This window comes from Allobosea sp. GW821-FHT09G06, from assembly GCF_059416005.1.
In genome coordinates, this window is record NZ_JBWKOI010000002.1 from 891,663 (window position 1) to 908,447 (window position 16,785).

At 67.7% G+C, this 16,785-nt stretch carries 17 protein-coding genes; 11 read left to right on the forward strand and 6 right to left on the reverse strand.

Translation table 11 applies throughout. The features are described from left to right. Nucleotides 1-6 precede the first annotated feature (6 nt). Complete coding sequence (locus AC07NY_RS14415; protein WP_492284191.1) at nucleotides 7-966, reverse strand: glycosyltransferase family 2 protein; 960 nt, start codon at nucleotides 964-966, stop codon at nucleotides 7-9. A gap of 273 nt (nucleotides 967-1,239) precedes the next feature. Between AC07NY_RS14415 and AC07NY_RS14420 the strand changes: the two genes are divergently transcribed. After that, nucleotides 1,240-2,073, forward strand: a complete 834-nt coding sequence (locus tag AC07NY_RS14420; RefSeq protein ID WP_494584393.1) for a ChbG/HpnK family deacetylase — start codon at nucleotides 1,240-1,242, stop codon at nucleotides 2,071-2,073. Nucleotides 2,074-2,187: 114 nt separating this feature from the next. Further along, complete coding sequence (locus AC07NY_RS14425; RefSeq protein WP_494584394.1) at nucleotides 2,188-3,873, forward strand: methyl-accepting chemotaxis protein; 1,686 nt, start codon at nucleotides 2,188-2,190, stop codon at nucleotides 3,871-3,873. A gap of 200 nt (nucleotides 3,874-4,073) precedes the next feature. Here the strand turns inward: AC07NY_RS14425 and AC07NY_RS14430 are convergent, their stop codons facing one another. Continuing rightward, on the reverse strand, nucleotides 4,074-4,670 hold the full coding sequence (locus AC07NY_RS14430) for a superoxide dismutase (RefSeq protein ID WP_454657826.1): 597 nt from the start codon (nucleotides 4,668-4,670) through the stop codon (nucleotides 4,074-4,076). A 287-nt stretch (nucleotides 4,671-4,957) separates the two neighbouring features. On the opposite strand from AC07NY_RS14430, the gene AC07NY_RS14435 reads away from it, so the two are divergent. After that, nucleotides 4,958-6,349, forward strand: a complete 1,392-nt coding sequence (locus AC07NY_RS14435; protein WP_494584395.1) for a hypothetical protein — start codon at nucleotides 4,958-4,960, stop codon at nucleotides 6,347-6,349. Here AC07NY_RS14435 and AC07NY_RS14440 read toward each other — a convergent pair whose 3' ends face one another. Then, on the reverse strand, nucleotides 6,350-8,521 hold the full coding sequence (locus tag AC07NY_RS14440; RefSeq protein WP_494584396.1) for a S9 family peptidase: 2,172 nt from the start codon (nucleotides 8,519-8,521) through the stop codon (nucleotides 6,350-6,352). A 327-nt stretch (nucleotides 8,522-8,848) separates the two neighbouring features. Here AC07NY_RS14440 and AC07NY_RS14445 point away from each other — a divergent pair, with 327 nt between their 5' ends. The 3 genes from AC07NY_RS14445 (at nucleotide 8,849) to AC07NY_RS14455 (ending at nucleotide 10,672) form a co-directional block, all read left to right on the forward strand. Further along, on the forward strand, nucleotides 8,849-9,265 hold the full coding sequence (locus AC07NY_RS14445; RefSeq protein WP_257732537.1) for a Ros/MucR family transcriptional regulator: 417 nt from the start codon (nucleotides 8,849-8,851) through the stop codon (nucleotides 9,263-9,265). A gap of 247 nt (nucleotides 9,266-9,512) precedes the next feature. Beyond that, nucleotides 9,513-9,881 (forward strand): helix-turn-helix domain-containing protein, encoded by a 369-nt coding sequence (locus AC07NY_RS14450; protein WP_494584397.1) that lies wholly within the window; start codon nucleotides 9,513-9,515, stop codon nucleotides 9,879-9,881. Further along, nucleotides 9,878-10,672, forward strand: coding sequence for a DUF6456 domain-containing protein (locus AC07NY_RS14455; protein WP_494584398.1), 795 nt, complete (start codon nucleotides 9,878-9,880; stop codon nucleotides 10,670-10,672). Before AC07NY_RS14450 ends, AC07NY_RS14455 begins: the two co-directional genes overlap by 4 nt. A 6-nt stretch (nucleotides 10,673-10,678) precedes the next feature. On the opposite strand, the gene AC07NY_RS14460 is transcribed toward AC07NY_RS14455, so the two are convergent. After that, complete coding sequence (locus tag AC07NY_RS14460) at nucleotides 10,679-11,107, reverse strand: SufE family protein (RefSeq protein ID WP_494584399.1); 429 nt, start codon at nucleotides 11,105-11,107, stop codon at nucleotides 10,679-10,681. Between the two features lie 39 nt (nucleotides 11,108-11,146). Then, nucleotides 11,147-11,416 (reverse strand): hypothetical protein, encoded by a 270-nt coding sequence (locus AC07NY_RS14465; RefSeq protein ID WP_492284183.1) that lies wholly within the window; start codon nucleotides 11,414-11,416, stop codon nucleotides 11,147-11,149. A 326-nt stretch (nucleotides 11,417-11,742) separates the two neighbouring features. Between AC07NY_RS14465 and AC07NY_RS14470 the strand changes: the two genes are divergently transcribed. The 3 genes from AC07NY_RS14470 to AC07NY_RS14480 are packed head-to-tail and all read left to right on the forward strand — an operon-like array spanning nucleotide 11,743 to nucleotide 14,487. Then, nucleotides 11,743-13,551 carry a PAS domain-containing sensor histidine kinase gene (locus AC07NY_RS14470; RefSeq protein ID WP_494584400.1) on the forward strand — a complete coding sequence of 603 codons (1,809 nt, stop codon included), beginning with the start codon at nucleotides 11,743-11,745 and terminating at the stop codon, nucleotides 13,549-13,551. 15 nt (nucleotides 13,552-13,566) lie between these two features. After that, nucleotides 13,567-14,136, forward strand: a complete 570-nt coding sequence (locus tag AC07NY_RS14475) for a hypothetical protein (protein WP_494584401.1) — start codon at nucleotides 13,567-13,569, stop codon at nucleotides 14,134-14,136. A 15-nt stretch (nucleotides 14,137-14,151) separates the two neighbouring features. Next, complete coding sequence (locus tag AC07NY_RS14480) at nucleotides 14,152-14,487, forward strand: DUF1491 family protein (RefSeq protein WP_494584402.1); 336 nt, start codon at nucleotides 14,152-14,154, stop codon at nucleotides 14,485-14,487. Nucleotides 14,488-14,511: 24 nt separating this feature from the next. On the opposite strand, the gene AC07NY_RS14485 is transcribed toward AC07NY_RS14480, so the two are convergent. Continuing rightward, nucleotides 14,512-15,642 (reverse strand): DUF2336 domain-containing protein, encoded by a 1,131-nt coding sequence (locus tag AC07NY_RS14485; RefSeq protein WP_494584403.1) that lies wholly within the window; start codon nucleotides 15,640-15,642, stop codon nucleotides 14,512-14,514. 169 nt (nucleotides 15,643-15,811) lie between these two features. On the opposite strand from AC07NY_RS14485, the gene AC07NY_RS14490 reads away from it, so the two are divergent. Then, nucleotides 15,812-16,021 carry a hypothetical protein gene (locus AC07NY_RS14490; RefSeq protein WP_494584404.1) on the forward strand — a complete coding sequence of 70 codons (210 nt, stop codon included), beginning with the start codon at nucleotides 15,812-15,814 and terminating at the stop codon, nucleotides 16,019-16,021. Further along, the gene (locus AC07NY_RS14495; RefSeq protein WP_494584405.1) at nucleotides 16,018-16,782 is read left to right on the forward strand and encodes a hypothetical protein; all 765 of its coding nucleotides are present in this window, start codon (nucleotides 16,018-16,020) and stop codon (nucleotides 16,780-16,782) included. Before AC07NY_RS14490 ends, AC07NY_RS14495 begins: the two co-directional genes overlap by 4 nt. Nucleotides 16,783-16,785 lie beyond the last annotated feature (3 nt).

Below are 16,785 nucleotides of genomic sequence, written 5' to 3' on the forward strand. Positions count from 1 at the left end.
GAAGGCCTAGCGGATCAGCGGCGGCAGAGCGTCGCCGCGCGGATGGTCGACGGTGCGGGCGTCGAAGCCGATGCGCTCGCCGATCAGGTAGAGCGGCCGGCGCTTCACCTCGGCGAAGATGCGCCCGACATATTCCCCGATCATGCCGAGCGACAAAAGCTGGATGCCCGAGAAGAACATGATCGAGACGATCAGCGACGGGAAGCCGGGCAGGTCGGTGCCGAAGAAGAGCGTGCGCAGCAGGAAGTAGACGGCGGAGAACGCGGCGATCACGGCGATGATCGCGCCCGACCAGGTCGCGATCTTCAGCGGCACCGTCGAGAACGAGGAAAGGCCGTCGAAGGCGAAGGAGAATAGCTTGCCGTATCTGAACTTGGACTGGCCGTGCTCGCGTTCGGCGACATGGAAAGGCACGCCGATGGAGCGGAAGCCGACCCAGGCATAGAGCCCCTTCGAGAAGCGCGCCCGTTCCGGCAGAGCCCGCAGCGCATCGACGGCCTTGCGGTCGAGCAGGCGGAAATCGCCGGCACCTTCCGGCAGCGGGGTTTCGCCGAAATAGCCGAAGAGCCGGTAGAACAGCTTGGCGAAGCCGCGCTTCATCCGGGTCTCGCCGTCGCGATCGGTGCGCTGGCCGTAGACGTTGAGATAGCCCTCGCGCCATTTGGCGAGGAAGGCGGAGATCGTCTCCGGCGGATGCTGGAGATCGGCGTCCATGATGACGACGGCGTCGCCGAGCGCATGGTCGAGTCCGGCCGCGATCGCGATCTCCTTGCCGAAATTGCGGCTGAAGGAGACGGCGCTGATGCGCGGGTCGGCGGCGTTGAGGTCGCGGATCGCGGCCAGCGTCTCGTCGCGGCTGCCATCGTCGACGAAGACGATTTCCCAGGAGGCGACTTCGCCGGTCAGTGCCGTCCGCAGCCGTTCGACGAGAAGCGGCAGATTGGCGGCCTCGTTGTGCACGGGCACGACGATGGACAGCTCGGGCCAGCGGGATGCCCGAGGCGTACGTTGAACCGGCTGGGGCCCGATATCCGACACGAACGACCTTTCAACCTTGGATGCATTGCCTCGCAGACGAGGCGCGACGCACAGAACCGCAAAGCTTGCCGCCCGACAAGCCCGGAATGGCCGGCCCTTTCATTCAGGCGCAGCCGAACCGGGGTTTGCTCCACAAAAGGGTTGCCACGATCGCGGAAACGGGCGACGGCGGCTTTGGCGCGCATGGAGGATGAGAACGCGATGGCCGAGGGCTTTATCCTGTGCGCCGATGATTTCGCCATGACGGACGGCGTCAGCCGCGCGATTCTCGACCTGCTCGGGCGCGGCAAGCTGACGGCGACCGGGGCGATGACCAATCGTTCGCACTGGCGCCGGCTCGCGCCCGAACTCCGCGCCTTCGCCGACAGGGCCGATCTCGGCCTGCATCTCAACCTGACCTGCGCCGCACCGCTCTCGGCGATGCCGCGGCTCGCGCCGGGTGGTACCTTGCCGGGTCTCAAGGACCTCGCACGCGCCGCCGCGCTCTCACCGGCGGTGCGCAAGGAGATTGCGACGGAGATCGCGCAACAGCTCGATGCCTTCGAGGATGCGCTCGGGCGTCCGCCGGATTTCGTCGACGGTCACCAGCATGTCCATGTGCTGCCCGGCGTACGCCGGGCGTTGCTCGACAGCCTCGCCCGGCGTTACCCGGCCGGTTCGCTTTATGTGCGCGACCCTGCGGATCGTCCCGCAGCGATCAAGGCGCGCGGCATCGCAGTCGGCAAGGCTTTCGTCATCGCCGGCCTCGCCGCGGGCTTCCGTAGTGCGGCGTTGCGGCGGGGCCTGCGCGTCAATCGCGGCTTCTCCGGTGTGGCGCCCTTCGATCCGCAGCGCGATTTCGGTGCGGACCTTGGGCGCTTCCTGATCGCGCCCGGTCCGCGCCATCTCGTGATGTGCCATCCCGGCTTCATCGACGATGAGCTCGCCAGCCTCGATCCCGTCATCGCGACGCGGCCCGTCGAGCACGCCGCCATCGCCGCTTTCGTGCCGCCGCCGGATCTTCCGTTACGTCGCTTCGGCGCCCTTGAAGGCTGACCGCCGAGGACGTGCCTGCAAGCGATTTGTTTACCGGCATCGGCCATTCTCTTGCAGGGTTGGAGGCGCCGCGCTTTGCCGCAGTTTGCGCCGGTTTCGGAGATGATCGGCTCGATGAAGGTGTTCAGGCGCGCAGCCGGCGCGGGAGAGCCGGCGCAGCCGGGCGGGCAGCGCCTGGGCTCACTCAGCCGGCAGATCGCGGCGGCGGCTGTGGCGATCGTCGCCATCGCCGTCGTCTTTGTCGTGATGGCGATCGCCCGCTACAACGACGCCCGCACACGGGCCGATCTCGACCAGAAGGTCACGGCACTGACCCTGATGGTGGTCAACGCGGCACCGTCCCTGATCCTGTCGCGGGACAACAGCACGCTCGGATATATCCTCGCCTCGCTGCAGCGCGACCCCGATTTCGACGCCGGCATCGTCGCCGACGATATCTCCAGCCTGGCGTCTGCCGGGCGCACCGTCGAGGCGCGCCTGTCGCTGACGCCGCGCTGGCTGGCCGAGCGGATCGGCGAAGAGCCCTGGAATGCGCTGCAGACGCGCAACGAGATCGATATCGAGGACGATGTCTATCTGACCAAGATCTATGCCGTCCGCGTCGGCAATCTGCAGAAGCAGATCGGCTATGTCGCCCTGCGCTTCGACAAGACGCGCCTGGTGGCCCGCGCCGCCTGGGAGCAGTTCGTGACCATGGGGCTCGGCCTGCTCATCCTGCTCGTGCTCGGCCCGCTGCTCTGGTTCTCGCTCTCGCGGGCGATGCGCCCCTTGCGCAGCATGACCAAGGCGATCGTGAGTATTTCCGACGGTAATCTCTCGACCCCGATCGATGCGCTCGGCCGGCGCGACGAGATCGGCGCGATCGCGCGGGCACTCGGCGTCCTCAAGATCCGCCTCGCCGAACGGGCGACCCTCGAGGAGAAGCAGAGCGTGGCCGAGGTCGAGAGGATCGCGCGCCAGCAGGGCGTCGACCATGCGATCACCTCGTTCCGCACCGATGTCGGCCTCGCGCTCGAGGCCTTCAAGAACAACGCCGAACGGATGCGCGAGGCTTCCGACGGCCTCGCTCGCGTCGCCGCCGAATCTTCGGAGCGTGCGGCCCGCGCGGCCGACAACGCCCATGGTGCCTCGGGCAATGTCGAGAACGCCGCGCAGGCGGCCGAGGAGATGGGCGCGGCGATCCGCGAGGTCGAGTTCCAGGTCCGCCGTGTCCGCACCGAGATCGTCGAGGCGGCGTCCGTCTCGCGCGATACGGCAGGTTCCGTGCAGGCCCTCGACGAGACCGCCCGGGCGATCGGCGAGGTCGTCAATCTGATCCGCGATATCGCCGCCCAGACCAACCTGCTCGCGCTCAACGCGACCATCGAGGCGGCGCGCGCGGGCGAGGCGGGCCGCGGCTTCGCCGTGGTGGCCAACGAGGTCAAGTCGCTGGCGGCCCAGACGGCCGACGCGACCGACCGCATCGTGGCGCAGGTCGCCGCGATCCAGGGCGCCACCGGCCAGGTCGTGGGCTCGATCCAGAACATCGCCGAGCGCATGAACGCGATCGAGAAATTCGCAAACTCGGTCGCGACCTCTATCGAGCAGCAGGCCATCGCGACCGGCGAGATCGCCAGCGGCGTCGCCATGGCCAGCACCTCGGCTCTTTCGGTGTCGAGCGATCTCAGCGTGCTCGCCGACAGCGTCGAGGAGACCGGGCGCTCGGCGGAGCAGGTGCGTAGTGCGGCCGGCGAAGTCGCCGACCAGGCACAGCGCCTCGACTCGACCGTCGACCAGTTCCTGCGCAACGTCGCCGCCTGAGCGCGGGGCGCGGGTCATCCCGTGCGCGGTGCAGCGCAAAGCGATGCGCCGCAGACACGGGACCGCGTGACGAGAGGGCGCCTCTTTCTGGGCACGGTCCCGCATCTGCGCAGCGGCACTTCGTGCCGCAGCGCGTGCGGGATGACCGCAAATAAAAACGGGGCCGCGAGGCCCCGTTTTCGTATCCGGCTACCCGCCGATTACTTGGCGGCGTCGAAACGCTCGGCCACGTAGTCCCAGTTCACCAGGCTTTCCAAGAAGGCCTTGAGATAGTCGGGGCGACGGTTGCGGTAGTCGATGTAGTAGGAGTGCTCCCAGACGTCGACGCCGAGGATCGGGGTGGCGCCATGGACGAGCGGGCTCTCGCCGTTCGGGGTCTTGCTGACGGCGAGCTTGCCGCCCTTGACCTCGAGCCAGGCCCAGCCCGAGCCGAACTGGCCAACGCCGGCCGCGACAAAGTCTTCCTTGAACTTCTCGACCGAGCCGAACGAGTCGACGATCGCCTTCTCCAGCGCGCCCGGGATCTTGCCGCCGCCATTCGGCTTCATCCACTTCCAGAAATGGAGGTGGTTGTAGTGCTGGCCGGCATTGTTGAAGACGGCCGGGTTCTTGCCATAGGAGCCCTTGACGATCTCCTCCAGCGACTTGCCCTCGAATTCCGTGCCCTTGATGGCGTTGTTGCCGTTGGTCACATAGGCGAGGTGGTGCTTGTCGTGATGGTACTCGAGCGTCTCCTTCGACATGAAGGGCTGGAGCGCATCATGGGCGTAGGGCAGATCGGGAAGGGTAAAGGACATGAGGCCTCTCCTTGGGCTGTGAAATCGCTTGAAATGAGAATGGCCTGCCGGGGGCAGGCTGAGCCGTGGAGGCCCTGCCATTCCCCGCGATAGTTAAGCGCCTGCGGGCCGGTCCACAACCGCTCCTGCTGCGAAAAGCATATGTCTTCTCGACAGGCCGCCACAATCGCGCCAGATTTCTCGCCCTAAGCCCTCTCGATTGGAAACTCTCCCTTATTCAATACGTTAGATAGTGACGCGACGCTCGCTACGGCCCGGCGCCGGTCAGGCCCTGCAAGGATACCGAATTGATCGCGATTTTTACCATTCTGGGCCTGATCCTGTCCGGCGGTGGTGCCTATGCCATCTATGACGGCTGGCCCTATCTGGTGCTCGAGCGGGGGTTCACCCAGGTCATTATCGGCTCGATCGCGAGCAGCGCCGGCCTGATCCTGCTTTCGCTCGCCTGGGTTCTGAAGGAAATCAGGGCCGTCCGGCGCGCGCTGGTCGAGGCGCTGGCGCTTCGTCCCGAACAGCCGGCTCCGGAGGTCGTGGTGGCGGAGCCCCCGCCGGCTGCATCCATGCCGGCTGAATATCCCTCCTTCGCGCGCGTGGCAGCTCCCGCAGCAATCGGTGCGGCGGCTGGCGTTGTTGCGACGGGCGCCGTGGCACAGGCTCTCGCCGCCTCCGACGACGAAGCCCCGCCGGCGCCCGCCTCCACGGACCGCGATCTGTTCGGCGCGCTCGTGACGCGCAGCCTGGAGGAGCAGGAGCCGGCTGCCGAGGATGAGTCCGAGGAGGCTCATGAAGCCGTTCCCGCTGTGGCCGAACCGGCCGAACCGCTGCCCGACATGTTCGACGAAGCGCCGTTGTCGCTGCCGGAAGATCTGCCGGCACTACCGCCGGAGCCCGCCGAGACTCCGGTCGAGATCGAGGCCGAACTGCACGAGCCGGACGAACGAGCCAAGGCCGCAGTCCAATTTTCGGACGAGGATTGGGCCTTCACGCGGCATGATGAACAGGTTCCCGTCGACGATCGGGCTTCGGATGAACCCGCCGCAGACGAGCAGCCGACGGGGCCTGTCGAGGCGGCGGAAACACCGGTTGCGGCCCAAGGCGAAGGCGAACTCGACGAGTTCAGCGCCTTGCGCGCGAGCCTCGCGGGCCATTTGAACGAGCCGGAGCGCGAAACCGGCCGTATCGAGCCCTCCTTTTCCGCGGAACCGGACCCCTTCGCCGTGGCGGAGTCCTGGATGGATCGCGCTTCGCCGCGCCGCGAGCCCTGGCTCGACACGCCGCCGGCCGAAGAGCCGGAGCCGGCTGCGGCCGACGAGGCTCCGATCTGGCCGCCGCGAACCGAAGCTCCCGCCTTCGATGCGCCGGCCGAGGCCGTTGCTGCCGAACCGGAAGCCGCTGCCGACATGCTTGCTGACAAGGAAGCTGACGATTTCGAGCCGGCGGAAGCCGCCGCGCCTGTCGTGGCCGAGGAACCGCCTGTCGACGAGGCTCCTGCTGCCGCGGATTCCCGTCCGGCGTCCGATGAGGGCATCGTCGGCGCCTATCAGGTCGGCGACGCGCATTTCACCATCTACGCCGATGGCTCGATCCGGGCGCGGACGCCCGATGGCGAGTACAGCTTCGCCTCGATGGACGAGCTCAAGGTCTATCTCGCCAGCGAGAAGAGCCGGCTGGGCGTCTGATCAGACGCCCTTCGCCGCGTCCCAGCCTTCGCCGACCGTGTGGATGGCGAAGGCATAGGCCAGCGCCGTCTCCTTCAGCGAGTCGAAGCGCCCGGCCGAGCCGGCATGGCCGGCTTCCATATTGGTGTGCAGCATCACCGGCCCGCCGCCGGTCATCGTGGCGCGCAGCCGGGCGACCCATTTCGCCGGTTCCCAATAGGTCACGCGCGGATCGGTCAGCCCGCCCATCGCGAGGATCGGCGGATAGGCCTGTGCGGTGACATTGTCATAGGGCGAATAGCTGCGGATGGTCTCGAACGCCTTCACGTCGCGGATCGGGTCGCCCCATTCCGGCCATTCCGGTGGCGTCAGCGGCAAGGTGTCGTCGAGAATGGTGTTGAGCACGTCGACGAAGGGCACTTCGGCGACGATCCCTGCGAACAGCTCAGGCGCCATGTTGGCGACCGCACCCATCAGCATCCCGCCGGCGCTGCCGCCCTCGGCGATGATGCGGCCGCGCCGGGTGAAGCCGGCGTCGGTCAGCGCTCCGGCAGCCGCGATGAAATCGGTGAAGGTGTTGCGCTTGTTCTCGCGCTTGCCGTCGAGATACCAGCCCCAGCCCTTCTCGGTGCCCCCGCGCACATGGGCGATCGCGTAGACGAAGCCGCGATCGACGAGGCTGAGCGGCCGCGTCCGGAACGAGGCCGACATCGCCGAGCCATAGGAGCCGTAGCCGTAGAGCAGACAAGGCGCGCTACCGTCGAGCGCGAGATCGGCCCGGTGCAGGATCGAGATCGGCACGCTTGCCCCGTCCGCCGCCGTGGCGAAGATGCGACGGACCTTATACTTCGCGGGATCATGGCCGGATGGTACATCCTGCCGCTTCAGCAGGGTGCGCTCGCCGGTGGCGAGGTCGTAATCATAGGTTTCGGCCGGCCGCGCCATCGAGGCATAGATGAAGCGCAGCGTATCGGTCTCGAATTCGTAGCCGGCATCCATGCCGAGCGCGTAGGCTTCCTCGTCGAAGGCGATGCTGCTTTCCGAGCCGTTCGCGAGATCGCGGATGACGATGCGTGGCAGTCCGTCCTCGCGTTCGAGCCGGATCAGGCGCCCCTTCAGGCAGACATGGTCGAGGACGAGGCGTCCCGGCTGGTGCGCGATCAGGTCGCGCCAGTTCGCCGGAACCGGGGCGTCGACGGGAGCCGTGACGATCTTGAAGTCCTCGGCCCCGTCGGCGTTGGTCAGGATCGCGAAGACGTCGCCGTGATGCTCCAGACTATACTGACGCCCCGGCTCGCGGCCTGCGACGAGCACCGGCTGCGCATCTGACCGGTCGAGGTCGAGGATCCGTGTTTCCGAGGTTTCGTGGTCGCCGATCGTGATCAGCAGGAAGCGGCCGGACTGGGTCTTGTCGATATCGACGAACATGCCGGCATCGCCTTCGTCGTGGAGCAATTCGTCGGTCTCGGCGGGCTCTCCGAGGCGGTGGCGCTTCACCCGCGAGGGGCGATGATCGTCATCGAGCGCGACATAGAAGAACGAGCGGGAATCGCGGGCCCAGATGATCTCGCCGGTGGTATCCTCGACGCGATCCGGCAGCTCGCTGCCGCTTTCCAGGTCCTTGATGCGGATCGCATGCAGCTCCGAGCCGGCTTCGTCCGAGCTCCAGGCCAGGAGGCGATGGTCGGGGCTGTGCTGCGCATCGCCGAGGTCGAAGAAATCCTTGTCTTCCGCCAGGGCATCGGCATCGAGCATGATCTGTTCGCCCGCTCGGCCGGCCTTGCCTGCCATGCCGCGCGGCTTGCGGCAGATCAGCGGATGTTCGGCGCCCTTGCGATAACGTGAATAGTAGAGGAACGGCCCGTCCGGCTGCGGGACGCTCGAATCGTCCTCCTTGATCCGGCCGCGCATTTCCTTGATCAAGTCCTTCTGCAAGGCGCGGGTTGGTGCCATCAGCGCCTTGCAATAGGTATTCTCGGCCTCGAGATAACCGCGAATGTCGGCAGGCAGGACATCGGGTTCCCGCAGGACATCCTTCCAGTTGTTGGCGCGCAGCCAGCCATAATCGTCGCGCAAGGTGACGCCATGGACCCGGGTCTCCGTTGTCCGGACCTCAGCCAGTGGCGGCGACGGCAGGCGTCCCCGCCTGCGGGTCGCTTTGCTTGGGGCGTGGCGTGCCTGATCCGTGCTCATGACGATCTCCGACTTGGGACGCGACAGGTAGAGGCGGCGGGAACAGCTTGCAAGACATTCAGGCCGCAGCGGCTTTGGTTTTCCGGCCAGTGCAGCGCAGCATCTGAATGATGATTTGTTGAGCTTTGAGTGTCTCAATTGTTGAGATATGCTGACTTGCACAACTAAACAGTATCGAATAAACGCATACCTCGATCAGTCCGCATTGTCCGATTCTGGGCCGATGGTGCTTGACCCACTATTGGTAGTATTTATCAGGCTGTCGGGTGCGAGGCGGTGGGCGATCAGCGTAAAACGTTACCAAGAACGATAAGGAGAGACATCGCCATGACCGAGACCGATGGAGCGGATTTCATTGAACTGACGGCGGATATCGTTTCCGCTTACGTCTCCAACAACTCCGTGCCGGCCTCCGATCTGCCGGCCCTGATCAGCGAAGTTCACTCGGCGCTGAGCCGCGTGATCGGCGGCGCCGCGCCAGTGGTGCAGGTCGAGGCTCCCAAGCCCGCCATCCCCGTGAAGAAGTCGATCACGGCCGACTACCTGATCTGCCTGGAAGACGGCAAGAAGTTCAAGTCGCTGAAGCGCCACCTGCGCACGCAGTACAACATGTCGCCCGAGCAGTATCGCGAGAAGTGGGGCCTGCCGCCGGACTATCCGATGGTTGCGCCGAACTATGCCGAGGCGCGCTCTCAGCTTGCGAAGAAGATGGGCCTCGGCCAGCAGCGCCGCAAGCGCCGCTGAGCAATGGCTCCGGCGTAAGGCACGCCGCATCGGTGAGTTTCTTCGGTTGCTCGGAGGAGCGCCGAGAGGCTCGGAATACTTCAAGATGAAAAGGCCGCCGATGATCTCGGCGGCTTTTTTGTTGTGCCTCGCGGGGAGGGGCGGGGATAAGGCAGGCTGCGGGCTTGCCAAGCGAGAATTAAGAATATAATCCTATTTCTGTGATGCCTCGCCGTGCAGGCGTGGCAGGCTCGAATAGGAACATATCATGAACATTCAAGGCGACCAACCGCAAGCTGTCCTGCGCGCAACGGCCGGCGCGCGCCTGGCGGAAGTGACGACCGTGGCGGCGGCCCGCATCTCGCTGGCCGGCCTGCGTTCCGCGAGCCGGGGCCGGAAACCGATCGCGCTCGCCCGTCAGACGGCGATGTATCTTTCGCATGTGGCCTTCGGCCTCAGCCTGACCCGTGTCGGCGTCTGTTTCGGCCGGGACCGCACGACCGTCCGCCATGCCTGCGCTCTCATCGAGGACCGTCGCGACGATCCCCAGCTCGAATTCGGTCTGACGGCGCTCGAAGCTGCTCTCCTCGCCACGATGGCGAAGCTCGGCGGTCCGGTCGTGGAGGCCGGGCGATGACCGGCGAAACCCAACGCAACGAGCGCAATCGGCTGCTGAAGCATCTCGCAGGACCGGGGTGCTACGGCCTCGTATCGCCTCTGGGCTGCGGCCGCATCGCGCTTTTCCGCACTGTCAGCGGAACCAGCCTCGGCGCCGGCTATGTCTCTCCGGAATCGGTCGCGGCATTGGAAGCCGAAGGCCTCGTGGCCTGGTGGGCCAAGGGAGGCGCTGCCCGGCTCGGCCTTGCCGCGTCGGAGCCGGGCTCGACACCCACGGAGGAGACCCGGTCTCAGGCGGATAGGCCGCAGGCCCCCGCCATGGATGATCGCGAGAGCCCGCTGCTCTGGCTGCATCGCCGGCCGGGCAAGGATGGCAGGCCGCAGATCAGCGATGCGGAATTCGCGGCGGGGGAGCGTTTCCGGGCCGATATCACCCTGGCGGGCATGCTGCCGCGCACGACGATGAACTGGGATGCCGCCTTCACGCCGGATCAGGCCAGTACAGGGCCACGCGACGTCGCAGGCTCGTCCGACACGGCGCTTGCGGCGCGTCAGCGCGTCAGGCTCGCCTGCGATCGCCTCGGGCCGGAGCTCTCGGGCCTGGCGATCGACATCTGCGGCTTTCTCAAAGGGCTCGATCTCGTCGAGAAGGAGCGCCGCTGGCCGCCGCGCTCGGCCAAGGTCGTGCTGCGCGTCGCGCTGGCGGCGCTGGTGACGCATTACGGCCTTGATCGCCGCAGTCGGCAGGCCGGATTACGCAGCTGGCAGGCAGATGGCGCCCGGCCGAGCGAGTTCCCGGCAACCGGCTGAATACGTTCAGGCCGCAGCCACTGCCTGGGCGTCGCGCTTGATCCGGTCGATCATCGCGCGCACCCCGTTCGAGCGCTGCGGCGTGAGATGGGCGGCGAGGCCGAGGCGCTCATAGATGGCGAAGGCGTCGGTCGCGAGGATTTCGGAAGCCTCCCGCCCGGAGAAGATCGCCAGTGCCAGCGCCACGAGCCCGCGCACGATATGGGCGTCGCTGTCGCCGACGAAGTGCAGCCGCGTCTGCGGCCCGTTGCCGCCCGCGCGATGCGCGACGAGCCAGACCTGGCTCGCGCAGCCGCGAACCTTGTTGGCGTCGACATGATCTTCCTCGGGCAGGGGCTCGAGGCTCTTGCCGAGTTCGATGAGGTAGCGATAGCGATCGTCCCACTCTTCGAGCAGTTCGAAATTCGCGACGATGTCGTCGAGGCTTGTCGTCATGTCGGCCTCTTCCCGCGATTGCAGGAGGGCGTCAAGCGGTCAGCGCTGTGCGCCCTGCTTCCCGACCATGGCCGTCGCCGCAGCGTTCAGGATGCGCTCGCGCAGGGCGGGGTCCATGCCTGCCAGGATTTCGGCCGCCTCGCGCGCGGCCGTCAGGCTGCCGGCCACGGTGCGGCTCTCCGTGCGAACGGTTTCGGTGACCTGCCGCACGGCCTGCGGCAAGGCCGCATCGGCCGGCTTGCCGCTGTGCACGGGCGAATTCACGGCGATCAGGCCGATGATCGCGATCTTGCGCAGCAGATAGGCCATGTTGGTCTCCGTCGCCGGCGCCTTCCTGTGCGCCGCGAGGACAACCTAGACCGGGATATCGAAAAATCGCGTCATTCCGAACGCTCAAATGCGAGTCGAATGCAGCGGATCATCTTCAGGTTCCATTCACCTTGCCATGAACATCGGTCGAACCGGAAAAATCAAGTCGAATTGAGATAACTATATGAAAAGCCGTCGTAAAATTCGATCTCTCGATCTGGTCGGCCCTTTCGCTGCCGGGCGCCTTAAGCCCCGCTTAAACCCGCCATGACGAGATTGAGCCAAGCGGATGGGGGTATCCGCAAGAGTAAGGCGTTGCGTTCCGTATGGCGATGACAGCATTGAGGACACAGGCGGCGGCACTGGTGCATGCATCGGTGCAGCCGGACCCGGCGGAAAGGCAGCGTCACGAACGTTTCGTTCTGTCGCGCCTGCTCGTCGGCGGCGGCATGCTCGGCCTCGCTCCCGCTTATCTGGCCTGGCGCGGCGCGCCCGGCGCCTTCGAGGCGGCGATGATCGTCGCCGCCGCTCTCGCGGTCCTGTCCGTCGCCTTCGTCTCCCGCACCGGTCGTCTCGGCGCGGCGCATGCGCTGTCTTCCGCGGCACTGTCGCTTTTCATCGTGGCACTGGCCGGCGCGACCGGCGGCGTGTCGTCGCCGTTGCTGCTCTGGCTGGCCGTCGTGCCGGTCGAGGCAGCCTTCTTCGGTTCGCGTGGCTTCATGCTGCGGGCTGGATGGATCGCCGTGGCGGCGTTGTTCGCGGCCATGGGCTTGCACTGGCTCGGGGCCTTCGCTGAGGCGACGTTCTGGACAGGCGAGGCCGTGCCGCTTCTGGCTGTTTCCGCGCTCGCCCAGGCCCTGGTCGTGACGGCCGTGCTGCTGCGCCGGCGCCATGCCGAGGAGCGCGAGCAGCGCGTCTCCGATGCGCGTTCGCAGCTTCTGCTCGATCATGTCGGCGATCTCGTCACCTGGCACGACGCCAGTGGCGCGGTCGTCTTCGCCAATGCGGCGGCGCGCACGCTCGCCGGTGCCGATCCGCGCGAATTGCTCGGACGAGGCCTGTTCGAGCGCGTCCATATCGCCGACCGGCCGCTCTTCCTGAAGGCTTTGAGCGATGCCGCCCATGGCCGGGAAGGCGTGACGGTCTGCTTCCGCACGCTCTTCGTGCCGCGTGAGGTCGCGGGCGGCGCCCGCCTGCCGGTTTCGCTCTGGCTGGAGATGCAGGCTTGCCGCGTCGCAGGCGCTGCGGCCGCGGATGGCGCCGCCGTCGTCTGCGTGATGCGCGACGTGACCGCGCGGCGCGCCGACGAGGAGACCCGCGAGCGCGGCCATGCCGAGGCGCTCAGGGCCAACGACGTCAAGGGTCAGTTCCTGGCGACGGTGAGCCACGAATTGCGCACGCCGCTCAACGCCATCATCGGCTTCTCGGAGATGCTGAGCACCGAGGACAATGGCTGGCTCGATGCCGAAAAGCGCCTGGAATACGCCCGTATCATCCACGCCTCCGGCCATCACCTGCTCGAGGTCGTGAACACGCTGCTCGACATCTCGAAGATCGAGAGCGGCGCGATGACCATCGAGCGCGAGCCGCTCGATCTTGCCGCGATGACGCAGGATTGCTGCACGCTGATGGCGCTGCGGGCCGAGACCGGCGGCATCGCGCTGGAGCGCGTGGTCGGGCCGGCGCTACCCGCGATGGAAGGCGATCGGCGCGCGCTGAAGCAGGTCGTGCTCAACCTCCTGTCCAACGCCATCAAGTTCACGCCGGCCGGCGGCCGGGTGACGCTCGCTGTCGTGCGTGACGGCGACACCATCGACCTGTCCGTCGCCGATACCGGCATCGGCATCGCCGCCGCCGACCTGCCCAAGCTGGGCGATCCCTTCTTCCAGGCCAAGGGCGCCTATGACCGGACCCATGAGGGCACCGGGCTTGGCCTCTCCGTGGTACGCGGGCTCGTCGGCCTGCATGGCGGCCGCCTGACGGTCGAGAGCGCGCCGGGCGTCGGCACGCGCGTCTCGGTCCGGCTGCCGGTCGGCGGCACCGAGGGCCTCGAGCAGCCTGCCAAGATCGTGACCTTCGCCCGGGCTCCGCGCCGGGGCCTCGAAACCAAAGAACCTCTCCGCCTGACCGCTTGAAGACGAGCTGACGTAATGTCGATGACCATGGCAGCCCGCGCCCATTCCGGCGCTTCTCTCTCCGCTCCGGTGCGCCGCGCCCAGCCGGCGCGCCGCAAGACGTCCTGGCTCGGCCGCGTCGCGCGCGCCGCCGGCAAGCGGCCGGGCCGGGCGCTCATCCTGCTGACCTTCGGCATCGTTTCGGTCGCGATCGTCGCCAATGCGCTGATGTTCCAGAAGGCGCGCCATCCCGCCCCGATGCTCTCCGCCTCTACGCCGGCCTCCCAGTCGCGGACGACGACCGAGCGCCGTGCCGAGCCGGCGCCCGCACCGTCTCCGGCGGCAGAAGTGCCCGCGCAGCCGATCCGCCCGCCGGCGCGCCCCACCGACCTCTCGCAGACGCAGACTGCCCGTGAGGCTCAGCCGCGCCCGCCCGCGCCCATCCAGGCCGCACCGCGCGCCGCTGCACCGGTTGCCCCGGCTGCTCCCCGTGCTGCGGCGGCTCCCGCGCGCGATCCGATCGCCGACCTGATCAATGGCGGCGACCTGCGTCCGCCGGCGGACGTTAAGTCTGCCAACCGCTCCGCTGGAGCTCCTCGCACGTGATCCGGGGCGCCTGAGATGGCGCGCCTGACCAGCGATTTCTGGGTTTCGGCCTATATCCGCCAGGCGGGGCTCGAAGGTCTCGTCGCCGTGCTGCGCCGTCGCGGCGCGCGCGAGGCAGGCGCCATCTTCGTCAAGCTCGACCGGCTGGACGGCACCGCCGCGCTCTATGGCCCGGCCCCGCAGACGCTGGCCGAGGACGATGGCGAGCGCCGTTTCCAGCTCCTGCTCGATGCCGATCCGCTCGCCGTTGAAGACCGCGTCGATCGCGAGTTGCGTTTCGACAGCGACCTCTGGCTGGTCGAGATCGAAAACCGGGCCGGGGACCCGCGCCTCCAGCTCGTCGAGAGCTGACAGAGCCCGCCGAAGCGCGCCGGCTCAGCCGCGCTCGCGCCGGCCGATCTTTCCAAGAACGTCCGACAGGGCCGGCTGGGCATCGGGCCGGGCGGCGCCGGCGCGTGCCGGCGTTCCGCTGGGGTCCATGGCCGGCTGGTGCTGGCCCCGGCGTTGCGGCGCGGCGGTGCTCGTGCCGGCGATGAGCATGGCCAGGCGGAAGGCGATGGCGGGTCTCACCGAGCGCATCAGTGCGACCAGCGCGAAGATCCGTTCGACCGAATGGGCGGCATCGTCGCCGAGCCGGATCAGGAAGCGCGTCGCTTCCTCGACCGTGGTGCCGCTGGCGGTCAGCGCAAGCGCCGCAAGGTCCCGTGACGCGTCGCCGGCCATGGCGGCAGCGAGTGCTCCGCCGCCGCCGAGATGCTCGGCGATGGCCGCAAAGGCGCTGCCGCGATCCTCAGCCGCGAGGTCGAGCCAGCCGGCGAAGACCGGGCCGGTCAGGGCAGGCCGCCTTTCGCTGGGATGCAGGGCCTCGCGCGCCATCAGCGATTCGAGGACCGCGAGGCGCCTCTCCGCGCCGGCATGGAGGAAGAGCGGCGCGAGCTCGAGATTGGACAGGTCGGGACGTGCCAGCAGGCCGGGCCGGTAGGCGGGCTCCGTCCGCGCCCGCGCGATCAGGCTGTCGACGGCCGCGCGTGGCATCGGGGCATTGTGATTGGCGATCAGGGCGAGGTCGAGCGCGCTGCTTTCATGAGCGACCAGCATGAGGACGGCCTGGGCCGAAAGGTCGGAGCGGACGGCGAGCGCCGCGCGCATCGCCTCGTCGCCGGTTTCGACGAGGCGTTCGATCTCTGCTTCCGCGACGGGCATGCTGTGGCGCAGGAGCTCGGCCAGCACGGCGCCGCCCTTCGCGGCGAGCCCGGCGAGCACCGGCGCGGGCGTCTGCGGCCAGCCGGCGAGCTTGCGGGCCAGGATCAGCGCCGTCGCCTCGTCGATGCCCGGCAGCAGCGCCTCGGCCATCTCGCTGAAGGCGGCAAGATCGGCAGGCGAGGGCTGTGGCGACGACAGCAGCAGATCCGCCTTGACCCGCAGCGAGATCGGGCTGAGGTCGAGCCCGCCTTCCCGCGCGAGGCGGGCGAGGTCGGCGAGTTCCTGGGAAACGGATGCAGGCATGGCAGACTCGGACCGGGAAACCGAAGATGCAGCACTATTAATCCCCGACCGTTAAGGCCGCGTTAACCATGTCCGGGCCTGATGAGCTTGCGGGGCCTTGCGACTCGGTGCTGCCCGCACCTCGCCTGCCTTCGCGTTGCAACTCTGGCGCTGGATAAGGAGGCGCATCATGGCCGTCGTCATCCCCTTTGCGCCGCAGCGGCGCCCGCAGCAGGCTTCGGCCTCTTCACTTCCGCCGCAGACGGCGGAGATCCTGTTTTTCACGGGCGTTCGTTACGAGCGCGCGCCCGAGGCCCGGCAGCCGGCCGCCAAGACCTCCTCCGCCGGGCGGGCCCGCAAGGTCGCCCCGCGCAAGAGCGCCCGCAGGCAGCCTGCGTGACACGAGGGCCGGCCAAGCTGCTGCTTGCCTTGCTGGCGGCCGCGTCGGTTTCGGCCTGCACCGCCACCACGGGCGACCTCGGCCGTCCGCGGCCGACGGTCTGGACGCAGCTCATCGCGCCCGAAGCGGGTTTCTGGTCCGCCACCATGCGCGGCGAGCAGACATCCTATTTCCGCCTGACCGATGACGAGGAGCAGATGCGTGACCGCGCCTGGCGCTTCGTCATGCCCGGCCACGAGCGCAGCGTCTTCCAGGGCGAGGTCTCCAATCTCGCCCATACCCGCATCCTGCCGGTCGCGGCCCAGTCGACCGATGTCGGCGACTATTTCCGGGCGCTGACCTCGATGTCCTTTGCCTCGCAGGCCTCGCGCTACAACCGGCTGGCGGAGGACGCCAATGCCGACCGCCTGCTGATCGGCCCCTTCCGCGCCAATGCGGGGCGCGTCGTGAACATGGACCGGGTGCGCATGCGCACGGCCGAATCCTCTCCCGATGTTCCGGCCGACAAGCAGGAACCGGCGATGGCGCGCGTCGTCGAGAACGAAGGGCTCGTCTTCTGGGTCTGCGAGCGCATCGATTTCCGCATCCGCAGCTACCGTTATGCGCTCGCCAATCTCGTCGTCGAGATGCCGTCTCGTGAGGCCGTGAAGGCTGAGCGCGCGATCATGGCGCTGGAGATGGAAGCCAAGCCGCTCTGCCAGATGCAGCTCAACGGCGCCTTCGGCGAAGGCGGCAAGCGCCCCGTCGTCTACAAGGGCTAGCTT